General features: G+C 49.4%; 18 protein-coding genes, 1 tRNA gene and 1 pseudogene. 2 read left to right on the forward strand and 18 right to left on the reverse strand.

All coding sequences use genetic code 11. The annotated features are described in order from the left end of the window. Positions 1 to 8: 8 nt before the first annotated feature. From AC2JF8_RS04435 to AC2JF8_RS04455, 5 genes and pseudogenes are all read right to left on the reverse strand, one after another. Positions 9 to 965: an NAD(P)-dependent oxidoreductase gene (locus AC2JF8_RS04435; RefSeq protein ID WP_500761414.1), complete on the reverse strand. Its 957-nt coding sequence runs from the start codon at positions 963 to 965 to the stop codon at positions 9 to 11. Positions 966 to 976: 11 nt separating this feature from the next. Next, positions 977 to 1,754 (reverse strand): annotated as a pseudogene (locus tag AC2JF8_RS04440) (amidohydrolase family protein). Between the two features lie 192 nt (positions 1,755 to 1,946). Continuing rightward, positions 1,947 to 2,372 carry a flavodoxin family protein gene (locus tag AC2JF8_RS04445; RefSeq protein ID WP_500761416.1) on the reverse strand — a complete coding sequence of 142 codons (426 nt, stop codon included), beginning with the start codon at positions 2,370 to 2,372 and terminating at the stop codon, positions 1,947 to 1,949. Positions 2,373 to 2,820: 448 nt separating this feature from the next. Beyond that, positions 2,821 to 2,893, reverse strand: a tRNA-Thr gene (locus AC2JF8_RS04450). A gap of 226 nt (positions 2,894 to 3,119) precedes the next feature. Next, positions 3,120 to 3,761, reverse strand: a complete 642-nt coding sequence (locus AC2JF8_RS04455; RefSeq protein ID WP_500761418.1) for a hypothetical protein — start codon at positions 3,759 to 3,761, stop codon at positions 3,120 to 3,122. Positions 3,762 to 4,198: 437 nt separating this feature from the next. Here AC2JF8_RS04455 and AC2JF8_RS04460 point away from each other — a divergent pair, with 437 nt between their 5' ends. Then, the gene (locus AC2JF8_RS04460; protein WP_500761420.1) at positions 4,199 to 4,900 is read left to right on the forward strand and encodes an MgtC/SapB family protein; all 702 of its coding nucleotides are present in this window, start codon (positions 4,199 to 4,201) and stop codon (positions 4,898 to 4,900) included. Between the two features lie 105 nt (positions 4,901 to 5,005). Beyond that, positions 5,006 to 6,205, forward strand: coding sequence for a DUF2974 domain-containing protein (locus AC2JF8_RS04465; protein WP_500761422.1), 1,200 nt, complete (start codon positions 5,006 to 5,008; stop codon positions 6,203 to 6,205). A 74-nt stretch (positions 6,206 to 6,279) separates the two neighbouring features. On the opposite strand, the gene AC2JF8_RS04470 is transcribed toward AC2JF8_RS04465, so the two are convergent. From AC2JF8_RS04470 to recF, 13 genes are all read right to left on the reverse strand, one after another. Beyond that, a complete protein-coding gene (locus AC2JF8_RS04470) occupies positions 6,280 to 6,438 on the reverse strand; it encodes a CsbD family protein (protein ID WP_500761423.1) in 159 nt (52 codons plus the stop codon). Positions 6,439 to 6,599: 161 nt separating this feature from the next. Next, the gene (gene dnaB, locus AC2JF8_RS04475; protein ID WP_500761425.1) at positions 6,600 to 7,979 is read right to left on the reverse strand and encodes a replicative DNA helicase; all 1,380 of its coding nucleotides are present in this window, start codon (positions 7,977 to 7,979) and stop codon (positions 6,600 to 6,602) included. A 40-nt stretch (positions 7,980 to 8,019) separates the two neighbouring features. Further along, positions 8,020 to 8,475, reverse strand: a complete 456-nt coding sequence (gene rplI, locus AC2JF8_RS04480; RefSeq protein ID WP_500761427.1) for a 50S ribosomal protein L9 — start codon at positions 8,473 to 8,475, stop codon at positions 8,020 to 8,022. A 12-nt stretch (positions 8,476 to 8,487) separates the two neighbouring features. Then, on the reverse strand, positions 8,488 to 10,509 hold the full coding sequence (locus AC2JF8_RS04485) for a DHH family phosphoesterase (RefSeq protein ID WP_500761429.1): 2,022 nt from the start codon (positions 10,507 to 10,509) through the stop codon (positions 8,488 to 8,490). A gap of 164 nt (positions 10,510 to 10,673) precedes the next feature. Further along, positions 10,674 to 11,306 carry an ABC transporter ATP-binding protein gene (locus AC2JF8_RS04490; RefSeq protein ID WP_500761431.1) on the reverse strand — a complete coding sequence of 211 codons (633 nt, stop codon included), beginning with the start codon at positions 11,304 to 11,306 and terminating at the stop codon, positions 10,674 to 10,676. Beyond that, positions 11,303 to 13,402: a bacteriocin-associated integral membrane family protein gene (locus tag AC2JF8_RS04495; RefSeq protein ID WP_500761433.1), complete on the reverse strand. Its 2,100-nt coding sequence runs from the start codon at positions 13,400 to 13,402 to the stop codon at positions 11,303 to 11,305. Before AC2JF8_RS04495 ends, AC2JF8_RS04490 begins: the two co-directional genes overlap by 4 nt. Positions 13,403 to 13,450: 48 nt before the next feature. After that, positions 13,451 to 13,774 carry a lactococcin 972 family bacteriocin gene (locus tag AC2JF8_RS04500; protein WP_500761435.1) on the reverse strand — a complete coding sequence of 108 codons (324 nt, stop codon included), beginning with the start codon at positions 13,772 to 13,774 and terminating at the stop codon, positions 13,451 to 13,453. Positions 13,775 to 13,971: 197 nt separating this feature from the next. Further along, complete coding sequence (gene rpsR, locus AC2JF8_RS04505) at positions 13,972 to 14,214, reverse strand: 30S ribosomal protein S18 (protein ID WP_500726266.1); 243 nt, start codon at positions 14,212 to 14,214, stop codon at positions 13,972 to 13,974. 22 nt (positions 14,215 to 14,236) lie between these two features. Continuing rightward, positions 14,237 to 14,749 carry a single-stranded DNA-binding protein gene (ssb, locus tag AC2JF8_RS04510; RefSeq protein ID WP_500761437.1) on the reverse strand — a complete coding sequence of 171 codons (513 nt, stop codon included), beginning with the start codon at positions 14,747 to 14,749 and terminating at the stop codon, positions 14,237 to 14,239. A gap of 49 nt (positions 14,750 to 14,798) precedes the next feature. Further along, positions 14,799 to 15,095: a 30S ribosomal protein S6 gene (gene rpsF, locus AC2JF8_RS04515; protein ID WP_500761439.1), complete on the reverse strand. Its 297-nt coding sequence runs from the start codon at positions 15,093 to 15,095 to the stop codon at positions 14,799 to 14,801. Between the two features lie 206 nt (positions 15,096 to 15,301). Beyond that, the gene (gene gyrA / locus AC2JF8_RS04520; protein ID WP_500761441.1) at positions 15,302 to 17,806 is read right to left on the reverse strand and encodes a DNA gyrase subunit A; all 2,505 of its coding nucleotides are present in this window, start codon (positions 17,804 to 17,806) and stop codon (positions 15,302 to 15,304) included. A 9-nt stretch (positions 17,807 to 17,815) separates the two neighbouring features. Further along, positions 17,816 to 19,777, reverse strand: a complete 1,962-nt coding sequence (gyrB, locus tag AC2JF8_RS04525) for a DNA topoisomerase (ATP-hydrolyzing) subunit B (RefSeq protein WP_500761443.1) — start codon at positions 19,775 to 19,777, stop codon at positions 17,816 to 17,818. Then, complete coding sequence (recF, locus tag AC2JF8_RS04530) at positions 19,770 to 20,906, reverse strand: DNA replication/repair protein RecF (RefSeq protein ID WP_500761445.1); 1,137 nt, start codon at positions 20,904 to 20,906, stop codon at positions 19,770 to 19,772. The genes gyrB and recF overlap by 8 nt, the downstream gene beginning before the upstream one ends. Between the last annotated feature and the right edge of the window lie 3 nt (positions 20,907 to 20,909).

Consider the following 20,909-nt stretch of genomic DNA (forward strand, 5'->3'; position numbering starts at 1 on the left):
ACTTGATTCTACTTGTTAACCTGGTTTTGCGGCTGCTGGTCCCGCAGGCAGGAAATAATATTTTGGGACGCTTCCTCCGCAATGGCAGTCCGTGCTTCCATTGTGCCGGTCCCCGCGTGGGACGACAGGACAACGTTGTCCAGGTCGCACAAGGCCTGCGGTACCTTGGGTTCATTCTCGTAGACATCAAGGCCCGCCCCAGCAATTTCGCCGGTCTGCAGGGCCACTAGCAGGTCGTCCTGCTTAATCAGCTTGCCCCGCGCAGCGTTAATGATGTAGGCCGCCTTCTTCATCCGCTTGAAGACCTGCGCGTTAAAAACGCCGGTGGTCGACGGCAGTGCCGGAGCGTGCAGCGTGATGACGTCGGCGGTCTGCACCAGGGTGTCAAAATCGGCGTACGCTACACCCAGGTCCTCTTCCAGTTCAGGGTCTAATCGGTGGGTGTTCTTGTAAATCACCTTCATGCCAAAGACCTGGGCGTACTTGGCTACCTGCCGGCCAATCCGGCACATTCCGTAAATGCCCAAGGTTTTGCCCTGCAGACCCGTGCCCATGTATTCCGGGTTAGAAACGTTGGGCCATTTGCCGGCCCGAATCATCTTATCGTAAAAATGGAGGCGGCGAACCGTGGCCAGCAGAAGCGTAAAGGTCAGCTCGGCGGTCGGCAGCAGCACGCTTTGCGGGCAGTTGGCCACCACGATCCCTTTTTGCTTGGCATAGTCAACGTCGATGTGGTCATAGCCTACACCGCTGGCGGAGATCACCTTCAGGTTAGGCCCCGCATCGATCAGCTCGCGGTAGCCCTTCATCCCTGCAAGGATTACCCCCTCGTATTCAGCCAGGTGGTTCAGCACCCACGTCCTGCTGGTCCCCGCTGGATTGTAAGTGACGGTAAAATTCTTTTTTAACTCAGTCAGACCAGCTTCTGGGACAGTGCCCATTACCAAGACTTTGACTTTGCTCATTTCCAACCTCCCTATTTATTCTTAATAGCAGGATCTGTGCTAGCCCGCATCGCCTGCACGTTCTGCGGCTTGAAGTAGATCCGTTCAGCATTATTATACAAGACATCCGCCAGTTCAGACGCGCTAAAAAGCCCGCTTGCTTCGAGCCATGTTGCTAGGTCATGGTAAGCGTTGAAGGTCGCCGACCAGGGTGCGGTCCGAACCCCAGAAGATGCGCTTGGCACCCAGGATTTTTTTGGTCAGTGCGACGTCCTTCTGACAGCGCGGGTAGGGAAAAACGGTCTCGCCCTCGATGTCCTGGATTGCGGACACCTCGGTGGTGATGTTGTCAAACGGCTGCCACTGCGTCAGTGCATTGATTAGGCGGTCCGGGTGGTCCGCACTCGGGAAGGAGAGGTGGCACACGACGAAGTCCAGCTTGATTGCCCGAAAACCCAAGTCCTCGACGTGCCGCCTGACTATTGCCATCGCATTGGCGGCAAAGGGGTCAACAGAAAAGGCCGCGATGAAGCGGTCCGGATACTTCTTGGCGGCCTGGTAGGAATAGTAATTCTGGAAGCCGTACAGGCTACCCTGCAGCAGGACGGCCTTAGCGACCCCATTTTCATCCATCACCCTTAGCGCCGCCGCTGCCGTGAAGTCGTCTTCGCCCCAGCCGTCAGGAATCAGCTTAACAAAAGTCCCGTCGTCCCAGACCGCGTGTCCGTCGCCCAGCGGCGTCATGCGGCCCTTGGCGTTGAGGCCGGCTAGCGAGCGAACCAGGTGCAGGTGTCCGTCAATTTTCTTCATGATGTGCGCTCTTTTTTCACTTAAATATTTTCATTACTACTAGAATAACCTTTATTTACCCAATGCGGCTAGTTTGCGGCACCTTCTAGCAGCAAGTTCACCGTTCCAGATTGTCTGGCCCGCCCACGCAAGCAGAGCAAAAGCCTGTCATTACAGGCTTCTGGAATCAGTCACGGCTAAAGCTGTTCATCCCTAACCATTAGTTACCGTCCTTTTAAAATTCATGTTAAAGCGCCGCGAAACATGTTCCCAAACATGCTTAATATGAGGAATAGCGTCTTGGGGCGCGGAGCCATCCACTATTAGGTAAAGATTCTTGCCAGAAAATGGGTTGTTTTCTCCCATCACGCCGGTCATACGGTCAATCATTATTTTCATGTAGGCAGACATTGAAGACCAATAAACTGGCGTTCCGATGACTAACGCATCCGCTTCCTGTACCTGCTTGCATAGCTCATCAAACTGGTCATCTGCGGTATTCTCCTGGCCTAACGGATAAATGTGATGGTCGGCCAGGTTAAAGGTCTGATAACTTTCACCCTTCATCAGCCGCGCGGCTAGACTTGCCGTAACTCCACGAGGATTGGCACTGGCATTTATAAACAAGTATTTCATCATCAACAGCTCCTTTGCCAGAATTCGATTGTCTTAATTTTACAGGTTAGAGTGCGCTCTAATGCAAACGATTAGCCATAACGTAATTGCAGAGTACAGTTACGAATATTAATCAAACATGCTGGCTTGGCCTAGCACATGAAAACAACAGTCACAGTTATAATTCTGGATCATCTTGCCCGTTTAGTTTGAAATAATAAAAAGCCCGCCACCGCAGGTTCTTCCCTGAACCTGGCTGACTGGCTTAAAACTTCACTCTGGCACACAAAAAAGTAGCTAAAAATACTGCGATACCGGTGATTGTGCCTATCCAAAAAATCAGTCACGGAACACCGTTTATTTTATGTTCCGTTTGTGTGCCGGCTGCTTCGTTTTAACCAAAAAACAACCTCAATCTACCCGCGTAAAACGTTGATAAATCAAGGTTGTTGAATTTAAGCCAATTAATCTATGCTGACTAGAGGATTCGAACCTCCGACCTCATCATTACTAGTGACGTGCTCTGCCAACTGAGCTAAGTCAGCATTGTCATACTTGACAACGATATTAATTAAACCATATTAGCGGCCAATGCGCAAGTCCTTTTTAACATTTTTACCGCTATTTGCGCGTGCCGGGCAAGAGCAACGCACCCATTTGCAGCCCTTCCGTATAAAAAAGACCGCCAAATTTGGCGATCTTAATTACTTGTGCATCCTGCACGATATGCTTTTTATTCAATGAGCCTGTTGGCAGCGCAAACTGTACTCCTTACAGCTCATACCGGTGGTAACTCCAGTTGCCCAGGCTGCCGTCCTTGTTAAACTTGAGGTAGAGGCCCCGTGACTTGTTAACATTCTTGATTGCGCCCGGCACGATGCTGATTATGGACCTGACCGCAGCGGCGTCGGGAATGAGGTGGTTCAGCCCGTTGCTGATTGCAACGGTCCCGCCCGCAGCAATCAGCTTCACGACCGGCTTGCTCAGGTAGACAACGACGCCGTCATCATTTTCTTCATTGACCTCGATATACGACTTGCCGTGCTTCTTCTTGTCCTGCTTCAGGGCCGCCTGGTAGGCTTTTTTGCCGAGAACCTGCCGGGCATTGAAGCCGCCGGCCCTGAGTGCAGCAAAGATGTCCTTGTTGGCGAACTTGATAATCGTTTCCTTGGGGTGCTTCAGGTCGTCTCTGAGCGCCGCCTGGTAGGCTTTTGCGCCCAGGATGGCCTTAACGTTAAAGCCCTGGTCCTCAAGCGCCTTAAAGATCTCCTTATTCGTAAAGGTTCTGTCTATTTCGCTTGGTGCTGCTTCGCCCGCAGCCGCTTGCACCGCCTGGGGCGCCTTAAGTGCCGCCGCGAGCGGACTCAACATTACGGCCGCCGTTGCGGCAACTGCTATCTTTTTCAACTTCATGGTTATAACTCCTCTAAATGCATGTATTCCCTGCTCAAACCTGTTATCTGCCCAAACTGATTTACTCATTTTTTGCAGCATATTGGCAATGTGCTTATAGTTCAGGCAACCGCAAAACAGCTACCGGTCCCAACCAATTGCGCAGCAACTCGCGGACCCCATAAGCCGTTGCAATCAAATACACAGTGCTTCATTTAATAATATCGGTATAGCATGAAAGAAAGATTAAAGCAACACCCAATTTCACCATCATCCCGCCCCACGTGCCAAGCCCTAGCCCTATTGGTAATTTGCTTCACCCAATATCCAACAGTATCCGGGCTCATGAAAAAATGCCAGCCGCATTAATTTATGCTATAACTAAACCTTGATCTGCTTTTTAAGCGTATAATATATAATGGATAGTGGAAATAAAGTTTTATAAATGGAGTGATATCATGGCTACTTTAACACCGCTTGCTACTCAACTTGACTGGCTGCTGCGACTGCTTGTAGCCGCACTGTGCGGGGCCCTGATTGGCTACGAGCGGGCAATTCAGCGGAAAAGCGCAGGCGTGAGAACGCACATCGTCGTGGCTTTCTCGTCTGCAATAATTATGATTGTTTCGAAGTATGGCTTCGCCGATTTGCTCAAACTATCGGACGTTGCCCTCGACCCGTCGCGAATCGCGGCCCAAATCGTGTCCGGCATTTCTTTTATCGGTGCTGGAACAATTTTGGTCAAGAAGGCCCAAATTTCCGGCCTCACGACGGCGGCTGGCATCTGGGCCACGGCGGCCATCGGCATGGCTATCGGCTCAGGGTTGTACGTGCTGGGCATTGTGTCAACCGCCCTGCTCTTTGTTATCCAGATGCTGTTCCACGATGATGCCATAATCGATAAGATCATCATGCATATTCGCTTCAACATCCAGATTGAAGCCGTCAACAAGCACAACATCCTGCACACGATTGAAGAGGAACTTACGACCAACCACGTTGAAAATATTTCGGTTAAAATTCTCAGCGTCAATGATGAGCGTATTGTCTTTTTCGTTGATGGGATCATCAACAACAACATCGACGAAAATAACATCATCATGGCCCTACGCAAGTACCCCGAGATTAAAAGCATCAGTTATGCCGGTGTCGGCAAGTAATCTACGCTAATCATTAAGCAATAGTTAAATCTATTGCTTTTTCTTTGCTATTTATGCGGAGCAGTTATTACAATAAAGGAAATTTTCACCGAGGGGAGTAGTTTCATGGCAAGTTCACTTGATTATTTACGGTGGCGCGGAGACCTAACTTTTGCCCAAAAGCCCTTTAACAGCGTTGACGCGGCTCTTTTGGCATCACTGGTCTACTTACCCGCCGATGACTCTGCAAATACGCACACGTTAGGCGAGGTGGCAAAGAGGCTGCGGAATCTGCCGGCCTTTCAGCACCAGATGCATGACGAAACGGCCGCCGAGGTGATTCTATTGCCGGAGAGTCCGCGCATTGGCAACATGAAGATTCTCGACTGGACGGACCGGTTGGAAAAAAAGCCGGCGCCCCTGCAGTTCTGCGCCGCCACTTTTGCTATCGACCAGGATTCAATCGTCATCGCCTTCCGCGGAACCGACGGCTCCATGACCGGCTGGAAGGAAGACATGCGCATGAACTACCTGCCGGAAATTTACGGGCAAAACGTTGCGGCTGACTACCTAAAGGATATTGCCGCGAAGTTTCCGGACCAGCAGATTTACCTTGTCGGTCACTCCAAGGGCGGCAACTTTGCCCAGTACGCACTGAGTGCGGTCACGGCCGCCATCCAAGAGCGCGTAATCACAGCCTTTAATTTTGACGGGCCCGGCTTCTTCCATAAAGTCTATACCAGCCCCGGCTTTGTGCGTGCAATGCCCAAGATGAAGACCTACATCCCCCAGGGCTCAATCTTCGGGGCCATGCTGGACCATCCCGAGCAGACACTGGTTGTGAAGAGCACGGTGGCCATGCGCAACCAGCATGACCCCCGCCGCTGGTCGGTGGGGCGCGACAGCTTTACCCTTGCCGACGGCCTAACGCCCGGCAGCCGAGTAGTACGCCACGCTTTAATCAATTTCAACCGCGCTATTCCCAATAATAAAAGAAGCGAGACGTTTTCAGCCTTGTTCGAAGCCTTTGAGAACTTCGATATTGATGAATTGCACCAGCTGACCAGCAATAAATTGCTTGGCACTTACCGGCTCAGCCGCGTCTTTCTCTCGCTTGAACCGCATGAGCGCAAGCTCATTGCTCAGATTTTCAGCAACATCTGGGAATCATATAAAAGCAACATAACCATGCCGCTGATGGCCAGCAACTACGAATTTTACCCTAAGAGCAACGATTCCAATAAGGCACCGGTTTTCTATGAATTCTACGATCCGGCTCACCCTAATTTGGAATTGCCGCCAGACGTTCAAGCCAAGTTGCGCTAGGCTTTGTGTTTCACGTGTAACAAGCAAAAAGGGGCAGAGAAATGAAAATTCCTCTGCCCCTTTTTAGTTAATAATTACTTCTTCAAGTCCTCTTTAACGTCTTCAACCTTATCCTTAACGGCTTCAGTTGCTTCCTTGGCCTTGTCTTTAACGTCGCCGGCCATTTCTTTAGCCTTGCCCTTAACCTGTTCAGCCTTGCCAGCCAACTTATCTTTCATACCGTTATCTGCCATAATTATTGATCCTTTCTCAAAAATAACCTATGTACAATATAATAATACAATTTTAGTAAGATAATGTCATCAAAATTGGCTTATTTTTAATAAGAAAATCATTAACTAGTAGAATAATAAGATTGTACAGCTATCACGGCTTAGTTTATAGTGTGTGCCTATCAGCTTGGCTGATCATGACGATAATCAAGGTTCGAGAACCGGTTGTAGGGCTTGGAAAACATCAGCTTGACCGTGCCACGGCTGCCTGACCTATTCTTCTCAATGATAACCTCGACCTCACCATTATCGTCTTCAGCCCCCACTTCCTGCTGTTCGCCACCATCCTCGTTTTCATCGCGGTAATAGTCATCGCGATACAGAAACGAAACGATGTCCGCGTCTTGCTCAATCGAGCCCGATTCACGAATATCAGACAGAACCGGTCGTTTGTCCTGCCGCTGTTCAACGGACCGCGACAATTGCGATAGGGCAATCACGGGCACGCGCAGCTCCTTAGCCAATTTTTTAAGCTGCCGCGAAATTGCGGAAACCTCCTGCTGACGCGATTCGCTGCGCGGACCTTCAATCAGCTGCAGGTAATCAATCACAATCAGGCCCAGGTCACCCTTTTCCTTGGCCAAGCGCCGCGATTGGGCCCGAATCTCGCTCATCTTGATGCCGGGCGTGTCGTCAATGTAGACGTGGGCGTTGGCCAGCGAGCCCGAAGCCACGACCAGCTTGCGCCACTCTTCTTCGTCCAGCTGGCCCGTTCTAAGGTGCTGCGAATCAATCAGGCCCTCGGACGCCAGCATCCGCTGCACTAGCTGCTCGCCACTCATTTCCAGGGAAAACATTGCCACGGTTTTATCCGTATGCAGACCAACAAATTGCGCAACATTCAGGGCAAACGAGGTCTTTCCGACGCCGGGCCGGGCGGCAACAATAATCAGCTCGTCGGCATGAAAACCGGTCGTCATCTTGTCCAATTCAAGGAAGCCAGTTGGCAGGCCGGTGACCATGTTACCGTCTTCCGGAAAATTGTTAATCTCCTCAATCGTTGAGTTGACGATGTCCTTAATTGCCCGAAAACCACTCGCGTTGTTTTCCGAGGATACGTTCATAATCTCGCTCTCGGCGTTATCGAGGATGTCGGTGACGTCATCGGAATCCTGCATTGCGTTAGTGATAATCTTCTGGCTAGCGGAAATCAGCCCCCGCAAAAGCGCCTTCCGGTGCACAATCTTGGCGTAGTATGTGACGTGGGCCGCCGTTGGGGTCGCGATGGCCAGCTCGGACACGTACGCAATGCCACCGATATCGTCGAGCTGGTTCTTCTTGGTTAGCTCATCTTGCAGGGTCAACGGATCGATTGCAATCTCGCGGTCGGACAGGTCCAGCATTGCCTGAAAGATCAGCTGGTTGGCTTTTTTGTAGAAATCAGCCGGCTGAACTTCCGCACTTGCGTCCGCAATCGCATTGGGATCAATAAAGATTGCACCTAAAACCGCCTTCTCCGCGTCATCGTCGTGCGGTATTTGCTGCGAGATAATATTATCCATTAATCATGCTCACTTTTTACTAGAATTGTGCGTCGCAGGGCTAGTCCTGCTCTGTGATGTGAACGCGAATCTTGCCCTCTACGCCCTTAAACAACTTGACCGGTACATTTGTGTAGCCCAGGGATTTAATCGGCTCAGGTAGGTTTAATTTGCGCTTGTCGATTTTGATTCCGAACTGCTCTTCCAGACCCTCCACGATTTTCTTGCTGGAAATTGAGCCAAACAGGCGCGAATCGGACCCCGCCTTTGACTTGAAGTTTACCACAGTCTCGTCCTTATCGAGCGCGGCTTTGACCTTCTCGGCCTCAGCCTTTTCCGTTTCGTATGCCGCCTGCTCGTTAGCTGCCAGCCGCTCTAACGTGTGCATGTTGGCCTTGGTTGCGGCTTTTGCCAGCCCCCGTTTCAGTAAAAAGTTTTGGGCATAACCATCGGGAACATTCTTAACTTCACCGCGTTTTCCGCGGCCCCTAACGTCTTGGGTAAAAATAACTTTCATTGCTACTCTCCTTTATTCATTTTCTTTTTCATAAGTATCAACCGCATCGAGCAGTTTTGCAAGTGCTTCCTGAACCGTGACGCCCTTTAATTGCGTTGCGGCGTTAGACAGGTGGCCGCCACCGCCCAGCTTTTCCATAATTACCTGGACGTTGACCTCGCCCATCGACCGCGCCGAAATGCTGATTGTTTCCTTGTCGCGCCGGGTGATAGCAAAACTGGCCTCAACGTTTTCCAAATCAAGGGCAGTATCAGCTGCCTGGGCCGTAATAATCGGATCCATTATCTTATTATCCGGTCCGCATAAGACTGCCATCTGCGGCCGAACCATCTTCAGGCTAGAGACCAGACGGGTGCGCTCCAAAAAGCAGTCAATGTCTTCCTTGAGCAGTACGCTCACACCCACAGAACTGGCACCAATTGAGCGCAAGTAGCTGGCTGCGTCAAAGGTCCGCGTGCCTGTCCGCAGCGAAAACTCCTTGGAGTCAACCGTGATTCCGGCCAACATGGCTGTAGCTTCAAGGTCGGTCAAGACCCGCTGGCCCGAACTGGGCTGCTGGTACTCCACCATCTCCGTGACCAACTCGCAGGCCGATGAGGCATACGGTTCAACGTAAGTCAGCATCGGGTTCTCCGGAAATTCTTCCCCGCGGCGGTGGTGGTCAATCACGATAATCCGGTTCTTTAAACGATCATACAGGTCTTTGGAGTAGGTAATCGAGTACTTCGAATGGTCAACCATAACCAGCATTGACTTATCCGTCACGCAGTCGAGCGCCTGCTCGGGCGTGATGAACAAGTGGGCTTCCGCCTGCTTTTTCTGCATTGCAGTCACCAACCGGCTCACGTCGTAGTTGGTCTTGTTGATGTCAAGGACAAAATTAGCCTTGACGCCATGCAAGCGGGCAATTTTGACCACGCCCAGGCCACTGCCCACGGAGTCCATGTCGGGATTGGCATGACCAACGACAAAGACGCGATCAGCCTCCTTAAAGAGTTCGCTGATGGCTTGCGATACCATCCGGGCCCGCACCCGCGTTCTTTTCTCCATCGGGTTGGACTTGCCTCCGTAAAAGCGGGCCGACTTGCCGGGCTGGCTCAACACCACCTGATCGCCGCCCCGCCCCAGCGCCAGATCGAGGTTGGACTGGGCCTGGTCAGCCAGAGCAGAGATCTGGTTGCTACCAAAGGCAATCCCAATCGACAGTGTCAGCGGCGTGTTGTTGCGGCTTGTTTCAAGGCGCATCTTATCCAGAACCGAAAACTTGTCCTTCTCCATTTGGGCCAAATCTGCCATATGCAAAAGCAGCAGGAAGTGGTCTTCGTCGATCCGCTTGAGGTAGGCGTTAAACTTCTTGGCATAATTGCTCAGTGTGTTCTGCACGTATGAACTAGTCGCCGTCAACTCCTGGTCGTGCATCGCTTCGCTCAGTTCATCGTAATTATCGATAAACACCTGTCCGATTGCCAGCAGTTCATTATTGTATTTTTGCTCAATCTTAGCATAATGCGTAATATCAAGCAGGTAAATGACGCCCAGATTGTCCTGAATAATCATCTCAAACTGGTGGCCATCCCAAGTCACGGTGCTGTTTTCAGCGGTTTTGGCCTTCAGCGACTCGTCAATCAGCTTATCCAAATCGGGGTCAATCGCCTTGATCGTGTGACCAACCAGGTCCTCATCCTTGAGGTAAAGCTGCAGGTAGGGGTTGACCCACTGGATCTGCCGGTCATCATCGTACAGCAGAATCCCCAGCGGCATCTTAATCATTGCCTCTTGCTCGCTGCGCTTGATCCGGTAGGACAGGCTAACGGCAAAGTTGTTCGCATTGCCCGCCAGGATGTAGGCACCGTAAACGGTGCACGCAACGGTTAAGGCAAAAATCAAAACCATGGCCAAGCCGAACAGCGGATTCACCACCAGTGCGACGATGCTGCCGAGTAGCGACAGGGCCAAGATAATTGCAACCGCGGCCGTCAACCGTGAGTCTTTAATAAAAGCAGGAAATTCAAGCTTACGTAAAAAATCTTTCATGTAAGGTCCTTCCAAATTTAATGCAAAATACATCACTATCATTATACCTTGGATCGGCTGGAGAAGAAACACCCCCGTTTTTCACATAATTATTGTTACCAAAAAAGCAGCTCCAATAAAAAAGCGGAAGTTATTCCGCCTTAAGTTAGTTAATTTATTCAAAACTACTCTAGTTTAATTACCCGGTGACACTTTGCGGCCACTTGGCTATCGTGCGTGACGATGACCACAGTCTTGCCGGCAGCATTAAGTTTGACCAATAATGCGATAATTTCATCGCGATTTTTCCCGTCCAATGATCCCGTTGGTTCATCAGCTAGAACCAGTTCACTCGGTTTGATTAGGGCTCGTGCAACGGCCACACGCTGCTGCTGGCCACCGGACAATTCATAGACTTTATTGTGTAAATACTCGCCCAGGCCTACCTTTTGCAAAGCAGCTTTAATCATATTAATCTTTTCAGTGTGACGATGGTGAGCATATTTGAGTGCCAACAGCAGATTTTCTTGAACTGTATCTTCCTCAATCAAGGCAAAATTTTGAAAAAGATAACTAATTTTTTCACGGATAATCTTCTGCGCCAAACTACTATTGGGTTTGACATTGACCTGCTGTTCAAAGTGATATTCACCCCCATCGATTGCATCAATTAACCCGATAATGTTGAGCAGAGTACTCTTACCAGAGCCACTTGGACCCACTACTGCAATCATTTCACCCTTGTCGACGTCTAAATTAAAATGGTCAAATACTATTTTTGTCTCAAATCTTTTGGTCATGTTTTTCAATTTAATCATGATAATCCTCCTTTTAGCAGAAATGACAGGTCTCGTGCCTCAATCACCTGCACCACAAGGTTAAATACCAGCAGGTCGGTGAAGTCTAAGACTACTGCTAGCAGTAGTGGTATGAGCGAAACTCGCAAATAAAGTAAAACGCATAGCGTGCTAATTCCCAAGAATATTAAAATCAGTGTTTCCATTTGATAACGGTCAAACTTGCGGTAGCCCAATAGTCGTTCAACGGCCAACTTTTTCTGTTTACGCGAAACTATGTACAAGATTAAGAACGTCGTTGCAAACAAGTTGATTACAAAGATTGCCAACAAGATAAAAATGATTGTACGCAACCCTTGGTAAGCTGAATCCAGACTAGTCGCCAAGATTTCATTTAAGGTGACAAATTTTAGTCTTAATTTTTTCACTTGCGGATCTTTATTTAAACTCCGCAGCCGCGCCTTTGCTGCGCTACTAGGTTCAATCTTAAGCGGACTCGACTTATCCGTGTTGCTTAAAGGCAAGACCTGACCTTCGGTCATTTTTTGTTCTTCTACAACCTCAATAAGTGGATCAACGAAATTATTTTGCAAACGGACATTATAAGTAATCGTATTGAGTTGTTCGTCGTAATACCTAATATTTATCTTTACTTGCTCCGGTTTTAATTTTTCCTGCTGCGCAGACGTCAAATCGTTATACCTAAAATTTTGCAGAAAATACTTGATTTTTTTAGCGTTCTTTTTGTATTTAGCAGGAACCAGAAAAGCTTCTTGCGCAGAATTTATGTATTTCTTCATCTGCGGCAATTTAGCGTTAATAAAATTGCGGTTGACCGCCATCAATGCGTATTTTTGATTTGGATTTTTACGTATCGCTTTTTCCGGCAAGACTGCTTTGGCTGTATAAAAATCACTATTGACATAATAGACGCCCTTATTCTGGGCCATTTTGCCAAACCAGTTAGTCATCGTTTTATTAGCTTGTCTTTCATTACTTGAAAATAGTGTGCCAACAGAATTTAAGGTCAATAGTTTGCCTTCCTTAGCCCAATTTTGCTGCAGCTGGTAGTTAGTAATCGTGCTACTAATTGCACCTGAAACATTGGCTAACAACACGATTGACGCAATTGTCATCATCACTTTTAACATAAAAGCTAAACCAATACTAAGTCCATAATGAAACTTCCCCTTCAGCAGATCCGCAATCGACATCCGCCTAATCATTAAGTAGGTAACAGAATTGGTGAGCAGGTATAACAATACGATTAGCACTTGTGTTAGGATACAAGTCAACATGAAACCATCCGGTTGATAAGGAAAAATTAACCAGGTACCTAAATCAAGCATAACGCTAATGAACGCGATTGTTATTATGCCAAAACGAACCAGTACAAGAAAAATGTCACCATTTTTCCAACCATTAAGTTTCTTAATGCCAATCGTGTATCTTTGCGAAACGGGATAATAGGCATTGACCAAAATAAAAATCAAAACTGCTAAAACTAAAATAAAACTCAAAATAAGAATCGGTTTAGTCAAGTATTCAACGCTCATCCCGGTTGTGGGCGTTATTAACTTTATACGCGGAATACCGTAAAATCGTGCTAATTGCGTAAGAATAGTCTTCCGGTCAGATTTTCCCGGTACAATTGTGTAAACACCGTCAACGGTTTTCTTACTTTTAAAGTAGCGTCCCATCGGTTGCAAAATTACACGGTTATTTTTTGCAAATACTGGAATTGTTCCTTTTTGACCAGGGGCAGCAGTCTTGAAACTCGCGTAATAATCTTTATCGTTGTTTAAATTCACCTGATCAAGACGGAAAGAACTAACCGGAAATGTTGCTGGATTAGCGACGACTGATTTTTCAACCGAATTGTTCGCGCCTTTTGTAGTCAATATGATCGATAACCCGTCTTTGCGTGCTAGATGCTTGAAAAACACCAATTGAGCGCTAGGCGCAATTTGACTATCTTGTAGATAAATTTGGTATGAATCACTTGTTTGCCCCATTTTTGCTACCTGGTCGTAATCCTTGGATTGGTAGAAATTAATGACTATTAAATAAGATAAAATAGTAACAATGGTCAGACAGGCAGAAATCACTTTTTTCATGGGCAAACCTCCATAAAAATAGGTGTAGTTGATACACATCAATTACACCTACATCACTAAGTTACGTACAAGAGTTAATATACATTCCACCAATAAGACAAATCTTGTTGGTGGGATCTTGTGGTATTCTGCATATGCTGTGTTGCCTTTTGTTACCGTATTACGGTGCTCATCACCATTAAATGCAACAGATGCGCTATGCTTTTTAGTACCATGATAATATTTGGACCAACCAAAGTTCCACTTAAAACCATAATCCCAATCTCCGCCACCCTTATTAATAGCAAAAGCTGTTGTAGCAGGAGCTAATGCTGCCAAAGAAGCTGATACAGTTGCTAGCATAAAAGCTTTTTTAAAATTTCTAACTTTCATAAAATAACTATTTGAAAAAAGCTTAAATCTTGTTGACGTACGGGACTTTGTTATATTTATACTATATAATTATTTGTCAGCTTTAGCAAGCGGTTTCAAAAACTATTGTTATTTTTTCATGCTCTAAAAAGCAAAAATGGCTATAAAAAAACACCGGGCCGTTTAGCCCAGTGTTTTTTAGTTTTATTATTGACTGACTAGTCTTCAGTAACAAATGGCAACAAGCCCATAATGCGAGCTCGTTCGATTGCCTTAGCTACCTTGCGCTGGTTCTTAGCGCTGGTGCCAGTGACACGACGTGGTAAGATTTTACCTCTTTCAGAGATAAAACGTTTCAACAGGTCGACGTCCTTGTAGTCAACGTAGTCAATGTGGTTGGCTGCGATAAAGTCAACCTTACGCCGACGGTGTGCGCCGCCGCCTCTTCTTTGTTGAGCCATATCCTCGGTCCTTTCTTAAAAATTAGAACGGGAGATCGTCATCAGAAATGTCAATGGTGTCGCCGGATCCGGCAAACGGATCTTGCGGAGCACTCGGCTGACTGTTAGCCTGACTAGAACTTCCGGTATTAGGCGAATTAGTGGTATTTGGATTGCCAAAATTGCCGTTATTATTTGGTGCAAACCCGCCGTTTTGTCCGCGGGCTTCCCGGTCTTTGCGTGATTCAAGCAACGCAAAGTTGTCTACGACAACCTCGGTCACATACACGCGCTTACCGTCTTTATCATCGTATGTTCTGGTTTGAACTCGGCCGTCAATACCAACTAGTGAACCCTTGGACGTAAAGTTGCAGAAGTTTTCTGCTGATTTGCGCCAAATGACACAGCTGATAAAGTCCGCACCCCGCTCGCCTTGAGCGTTAGTATACTGCCGGTCAACAGCAAGAGTAAACGTAGCAACCGAGATTCCGCTCCCAGTAGTACGCAATTCAGGATCACGTGTTAAACGGCCAACAAGTACAACTCGATTAATCATACTTCAGGTCCTTCCTTTCCTAAATCACGAAAACGATAAAGTTTTTGCATTATTTGTCAATCTTGACGGTCATTGACCGCAGAACGGCAGAGTCAATCTTGGACAGACGGTCAAATTCGTTGACGGCGTCGGCGTTATCAGCAGTGAAAGTCATAACGTGATACGTTCCCTCACGGTATTTGTTGATTTCATATGCAAAATGACGCTTTTCCCAGTCTTTTGACTCAACCATCGTACCGCCGTTGTCGGCAATAACCTTATCATAGTTTTCAACCAAGGCCTTCTTTGATTCCTCGTCAATATCCGGCTTGATAATATAAGTTATTTCGTACTTAGTAGTTGTCATACTAGTGCACCTCCTTCTGGACTAAATGGTTCTCGCTAAAGTTCAAGAACAAGGAGTAATGTCGTTTATTACTCACAATGTCTCATTTTAGCACATAAACAAAAAATTACCAAACTATCTTCACGTGATCCTGTAGGGAGTTATTTTACCCCCACAAGTAAATACGCTAAAAGTCTGGCAATTTTTTTGCAGTTCGCAGCCTGCAACTATTCTTGCGGCGCGTCTGCACCTGCTATATCTTCCGTGTCTTCTGTTTCCACTACTTCTTGGTCTTCTTCGGCGGGAACAATGGCGAGACTTGCAGTCCGACTAGCGCGGTTAAGCTTGATCAGCCGGACGCCGATTGTGCTCCGGCTCATCTGGGAAACGTCGGCAACCTTGAAGCGGATCATAATCCCATCATTGGTGATAACCATGATATCCTGCGTTCCGTCAATCACGGTAACACCAGCCAGCGGACCGTTCTTTTTGGTGACGTTGACCGTCTTGATGCCCTTGCCGCCGCGGCCCTTGACCGGATATTCGTGCGCAGACGTGCGCTTACCATAACCGTTTTCAGAAATGACCAGCACCTCGTCACTATCCTTGATGGCGCCAGAACCAACAACCCAGTCGCCTTCACGCAAGTTAATCCCGCGAACGCCAGCGGCGGTGCGGCCCATCGAACGCACGGCACTTTCGCTAAAGCGCACGGCATAACCCAAGTGGGTTCCAATCAGGATATCCTGCTTGCCATCCGTCGTTAGCACGTTGGTCAGCTCGTCCCCGTCACGCAGAGTCAGCGCAATCAGTCCACTGTTTCTGATGTTGGCAAAATCGCTTACGTGCGTGCGCTTGACCGTCCCCATCTTCGTGATGAAGAAGAGGTACTGGTCGTCGACGTCAGCCGGAATATTGACGATGGTCTGAATCTTCTCGCCCTTTTCCAGCTGCAGCAGATTAACAATCGGCAGGCCCTGAGCGGTGCGGCCAAATTCAGGAATCTCATAGGCCTTCTTGGAGTAAACCTTGCCCTTGTTAGTAAAGAACAAGAGCAGGTCGTGCGTGCTTGAATAGATCAGCTTCTCAATAAAGTCGCCGTCCTTGACGCCCATGCCCTTGATGCCCTTGCCACCACGGTTTTGCGTCTTGAATTCGTTAATCAGCATCCGCTTGATGTAGCCGCTGTGGGTCAACGTCAGCAAGACGTCCTGCTTCTCAATCAGGTCCTCATCTTCAATCGAGATTACCTCGCCGTCACCAATCTTGGTGCGGCGGTCATCGCCGAAACGCTTCTGAATATCAAGCAGTTCCTCATAGATAATTTCGTTGATGCGCTCGTTGTGGGTCAGAATGTCCTTATAATCGGCAATCTTGGCCTGCAGGTCCCGGTATTCGGCTTCGACCTTGTCTCGTTCCAGGCCGGTTAGCCGTACCAGCCGCATGTCCAAAATCGCCTGCGACTGCTTGTCATCGAGGCCAAAACGGCTGATTAGGGCCGCCTTGGCGATGTCGCTTGACTCACTCTGGCGGATAATGTGGACGATCTCGTCAATGTGATCGAGGGCAATCTTTAGCCCCGCCAGGATGTGGGCCCGCGCCTCGGCCTTGGCCAATTCGAACTTGGTCCTGCGCGTCACAACGTCTTCCTGGTGCTCCAGGTAATACTGCAGCATCTGCTTTAAGCTCAAGAAGTGCGGGGCGCCGTCGACGATGGCCACCATGTTCATGCCGAAGTTGGCCTGCATCTGCGTCAGCTTGAATAAGTTGTTCAAAACAACGCTGGCACTGGCATCGCGGCGAATATCAATCGTCATCCGCATCCCCGTCTGGTCGGATTCATCACGCACGCCGGTGATGCCATCGATGGTTTTCGAACGCGCCAAATCAGCAATTTTCTTCACCAACTCGGCCTTGTTTACCAGGTAAGGCAGCTCCGTAATGACAATCCGCTCGCGGCCGCTTTTTTCGGTCTCGATGCTTGTGTTGGCCCTGACAACGATGTTCCCGCGGCCCGTTTCATACGCCCGGTAAATGCCGCTGCGCCCCATGATTGTGCCGCCGGTCGGAAAGTCGGGGCCCGGTATGGCCTTCATCAGTTCCTTCACCGTCACGTCCGGGTTGTTCATGAGCATGTGAATGCCCTTGATCACTTCAGAGAGGTTATGCGGCGGAATGTTGGTCGTCATCCCAACGGCAATACCGCTGGTGCCATTGACCAGCAGGTTGGGTATGCGCGCTGGCAACACTACGGGCTCATTTTCGGTGTCGTCGTAGTTGCGCTGCCAATCAACCGTATTTTTGTTGATGTCGCGCAGCATTTCAACCGCGATCTTACTCATCCTGGCCTCGGTATACCGCATTGCGGCCGGCTCGTCGCCATCGACTGAGCCGAAGTTGCCGTGGCCGTCAACCAGCATGTAGCGGTAGCTGAAGTCCTGGGCCATGTGGGCCATGGCCAGGTAGATCGAAGAGTCGCCGTGGGGGTGGAACTTGCCCATAACTTCCCCGACAATTCTGGCCGACTTCTTATACGGCTTATCTGGCGTAACGCCCAGTTCGCTCATCCCGTAAAGAATCCGTCGCTGGACGGGCTTCAGGCCATCGCGCACGTCGGGCAGAGCCCGCGCCACGATAACCGACATCGCGTAGTCCAAAAACGAACTATTCATCACGTTAGTCAGATCGACATTTCTTATTCTGTGATCCTGACTTTGATTGTCGTTATCCATTTAAACCTCCTAAGCATCCAAGTTTTCAACGTATTTGGCATTGGTCTCAATGAAATTGCGCCGTGGCGCCACTTCATTGCCCATGAGCAGTTCAAAGACCTCGTCCACGTCCTTGGCAAACTCCGGGCTAACCCGGTCAAGGCGCCGATTCTCCGGGTTCATCGTGGTGTCCCACAACTGGTCGGCATCCATTTCGCCTAACCCCTTGTAGCGTTGAACGGTTGGCTTGGGGCTTGGCTGCAGGCTGCCCAAGTAATCGTGCAGCTCGTCGTCCGTATCCAGGTAGCGGATAACCTTGCCCTGGCGCACCTGGTATAGCGGTGGACGGGCGATGTAAACGTAGCCCTTTTCAATCATCGGCCGCATGTAGTTGTAAAAGAGCGTGAGCAGCAGCGTCCGAATGTGGGCCCCGTCGACATCGGCGTCCGTCATGATAATCAGCTTGTGGTAACGCGCCTTGGAGACGTCAAAGTCGGCGCCAAAGCCGGTGCCTAGGGCCGTAAAGAGCGACCTGATCTCCTCGTTGGCCAGGATTCGGTCCATCGAAGCTTTTTCAACGTTTAAAATCTTGCCGCGAATGGGCAAAATGGCCTGCGTCAACCGTGACCGCCCCTGCTTGGCTGAACCGCCGGCAGAGTTCCCCTCAACGATAAAGAGTTCGGAGATGCTAGGATCGTTGCTCGTATTATCAGCCAACTTGCCCGGCAGGTTGGCTATTTCCAGACCTGATTTCTTTCTGGTTACCTCGCGTGCACGTTTCGCAGCGGTGCGCGCCCGTTCGGCCAGTTGGGCTTTTTCGACAATCTTGCGGGCAACCTGCGGATTCTCCATCAAGAAGCGGTTAAAGGTTTCAGAAAAAGAACGGTCAACGGCCGTGCGGGCATCAGAGTTGCCCAGCTTGGTCTTCGTCTGGCCCTCAAACTGCGGGTTCGGGTGCTTGACGGAAACAACAGCCGTCATTCCCTCCCGGATGTCTTCACCGGAAAGATTGTCGTCATTGTCCTTTAACAGCTTGGTCTTATGGGCGTAGTCGTTGACCACGCGCGTCAGGGCCGTCTTAAACCCTGCTTCGTGCATCCCGCCCTCGTAGGTGTGGATGTTGTTGGCAAAGGTCATCAGGGTTGTCTTGTAGCCCTTGGTGTACTGCAGCGCAACCTCAACGTTGATGTCGTTGTCGTTGCCCTCAACGTAAATCGGCTCGTCAAACAGAACCTCGCTTTTGCGGTTAAGAAAAGAAACGTACTCCTGAATACCGCCCTCAAAGTGGTAGACGTCGGTTTCCGTGCTTTCCTTGCGCTTATCCGTGAAGGTCAATTTGAGGCCCTTGTTTAAAAAGGCCAGTTCGCGAATCCTGTTTTTGAGGACCTGGTCATCAAAAGAGGTGGTTTCCGTGAAAATATCGGCATCGGGTGAAAAGTGGACAATTGTGCCGTGCTCGCTTAGCGGTACGGTGCCCGTCATCTTCATCTCGTTGTTGACGCGGCCCCGCTTGAAGTCAATGTAGTACTTCTTGCCGTCACGCATGGTGGTAACGTCCAGCGTCTCAGACAGGGCATTGACTACCGAGGCACCAACCCCGTGCAGACCGCCGGACACCTTATAGCCGCCACCGCCAAACTTGCCGCCGGCGTGAAGAACCGTGAAAACCGTTTCTAAGGCCGGCCGACCGGTCTTCTTCTGAATATCAACCGGGATACCGCGGCCGTCATCCTGAACGGTTACGCTGCCATCTTCGTTGATGGTCACCTCGATCTTGGTGGCGAAGCCGGCTAGGCTTTCGTCGATCCCGTTATCGATTATCTCCCAGACCAAGTGGTGCAGTCCCTGCGAGCTGGTCGAGCCAATGTACATTCCCGGCCGCTTGCGCACGGCCTCAAGCCCGCCTAGAACCTGAATCTGACTGGCGTTGTACTTGTCGGCTTCTTTTTCATACTGCTTGATTTGCTCGAAGTTGTTCTTTTTATCAGCCATTCGATTTCCCCTTTTCTAAATAAATCTTTCCCGCGTTAATCCGGTATATTTTGGGCTCTTTGATTATTTCCCAGGAAATGCCCGCAAGATCGGTCGTGGTAATAAAGGTCTGTGTTTTTCCGTGTATGTAGTTAAGCAGCGCACTCTGCCGGTCGTGGTCGAGCTCGCTCATCACGTCGTCCAGCAAGAGCAGCGGATACTCATCACTTAATTGGTGGACCAGCTGAATCTCCGCCAGCTTGAGGCTGAGCGCAATGGTCCGCTGCTGGCCCTGCGACCCGTAGAGGTGCGCATCCCTGCCGTCCAATTCAAACTCGATGTCGTCTCTGTGGGGCCCGGTCAAAGTCGTGCCCTTGAAGATTTCGCTTTGCTTGTTTTTGTGAAAATTGGCCAGCAGCTTGTGGTAAACCTCTTCTACGCCATCCTGAGCGCTCACGTCCTGCACCGATGGCCGGTAGATCAGGGTTAACTGCTCGCCGCTTCGACTGATGTGCGCATATGCGGCGCGCGCGTACCGGCTAAGGTAGTTCAAGAACTTGAAGCGGCGCACAATCACCTCCGCCGCAACGCCCGCAAGCTGGTCGGACAAGACGTCCAAAAACATGGTATCGCGTTCCGTTCCCTTGGCCAGCTGCTTGAGGTAGTTGTTCTTCTGCTGCAGCACCTGCTTGTACTTGCCGGCGAAGTAGAGGTACTCGGCGTTGATTTGCCCAAATTCCTGGTCCATGAAGCGCCGCCGCAAAGCGGGCGCACCCTTGATTAATTCCAGGTCCTCGGGCGAAAACAAAATGGCGTTGAGCTGCCCCACATACTTGGACAATTTTGCCTGTTCTATCCGGTTGACCCAGACCTTCTTACCCTTCTTGGTAATTAAAACGCGCAGGTCCAAATCAACTTGGCTTTTGTATACGTGACCAGAAACATTGGCATAGTCCTGGTCAAATGCAATCAGTTCCTTGTCGCTGCTTGTCCGGTGCGACCGGGTCAGCGCCAGAAAATAGATTGCCTCAAGCAGGTTGGTCTTGCCCTGCGCATTCTGCCCAATAAAAATATTGACGTTGGGGTCAAAATCAGCGTCAAGCCGGTCCAGGTTGCGGTAATTCTGCGCGCTAAAATGCTTAAGGTACATCAG

It is taken from the genome of Lactobacillus sp. CA30L (genome assembly GCF_059900845.1).

Excerpts from the sequence above, each read along its gene's own strand:
- AC2JF8_RS04435 (WP_500761414.1), bottom strand. The coding sequence starts at position 965 with ATGAGCAAAGTCAAAGTCTTGGTAATGGGCACTGTCCCAGAAGCTGGT.
- AC2JF8_RS04445 (WP_500761416.1), bottom strand. The coding sequence starts at position 2,372 with ATGATGAAATACTTGTTTATAAATGCCAGTGCCAATCCTCGTGGAGTT.
- AC2JF8_RS04455 (WP_500761418.1), bottom strand. The coding sequence starts at position 3,761 with ATGAAGTTGAAAAAGATAGCAGTTGCCGCAACGGCGGCCGTAATGTTG.
- AC2JF8_RS04460 (WP_500761420.1), top strand. The coding sequence starts at position 4,199 with ATGGCTACTTTAACACCGCTTGCTACTCAACTTGACTGGCTGCTGCGA.
- AC2JF8_RS04465 (WP_500761422.1), top strand. The coding sequence starts at position 5,006 with ATGGCAAGTTCACTTGATTATTTACGGTGGCGCGGAGACCTAACTTTT.
- AC2JF8_RS04470 (WP_500761423.1), bottom strand. The coding sequence starts at position 6,438 with ATGGCAGATAACGGTATGAAAGATAAGTTGGCTGGCAAGGCTGAACAG.
- dnaB (WP_500761425.1), bottom strand. The coding sequence starts at position 7,979 with ATGGATAATATTATCTCGCAGCAAATACCGCACGACGATGACGCGGAG.
- rplI (WP_500761427.1), bottom strand. The coding sequence starts at position 8,475 with ATGAAAGTTATTTTTACCCAAGACGTTAGGGGCCGCGGAAAACGCGGT.
- AC2JF8_RS04485 (WP_500761429.1), bottom strand. The coding sequence starts at position 10,509 with ATGAAAGATTTTTTACGTAAGCTTGAATTTCCTGCTTTTATTAAAGAC.
- AC2JF8_RS04490 (WP_500761431.1), bottom strand. The coding sequence starts at position 11,306 with ATGATTAAATTGAAAAACATGACCAAAAGATTTGAGACAAAAATAGTA.
- AC2JF8_RS04495 (WP_500761433.1), bottom strand. The coding sequence starts at position 13,402 with ATGAAAAAAGTGATTTCTGCCTGTCTGACCATTGTTACTATTTTATCT.
- AC2JF8_RS04500 (WP_500761435.1), bottom strand. The coding sequence starts at position 13,774 with ATGAAAGTTAGAAATTTTAAAAAAGCTTTTATGCTAGCAACTGTATCA.
- rpsR (WP_500726266.1), bottom strand. The coding sequence starts at position 14,214 with ATGGCTCAACAAAGAAGAGGCGGCGGCGCACACCGTCGGCGTAAGGTT.
- ssb (WP_500761437.1), bottom strand. The coding sequence starts at position 14,749 with ATGATTAATCGAGTTGTACTTGTTGGCCGTTTAACACGTGATCCTGAA.
- rpsF (WP_500761439.1), bottom strand. The coding sequence starts at position 15,095 with ATGACAACTACTAAGTACGAAATAACTTATATTATCAAGCCGGATATT.
- gyrA (WP_500761441.1), bottom strand. The coding sequence starts at position 17,806 with ATGGATAACGACAATCAAAGTCAGGATCACAGAATAAGAAATGTCGAT.
- gyrB (WP_500761443.1), bottom strand. The coding sequence starts at position 19,777 with ATGGCTGATAAAAAGAACAACTTCGAGCAAATCAAGCAGTATGAAAAA.
- recF (WP_500761445.1), bottom strand. The coding sequence starts at position 20,906 with ATGTACCTTAAGCATTTTAGCGCGCAGAATTACCGCAACCTGGACCGG.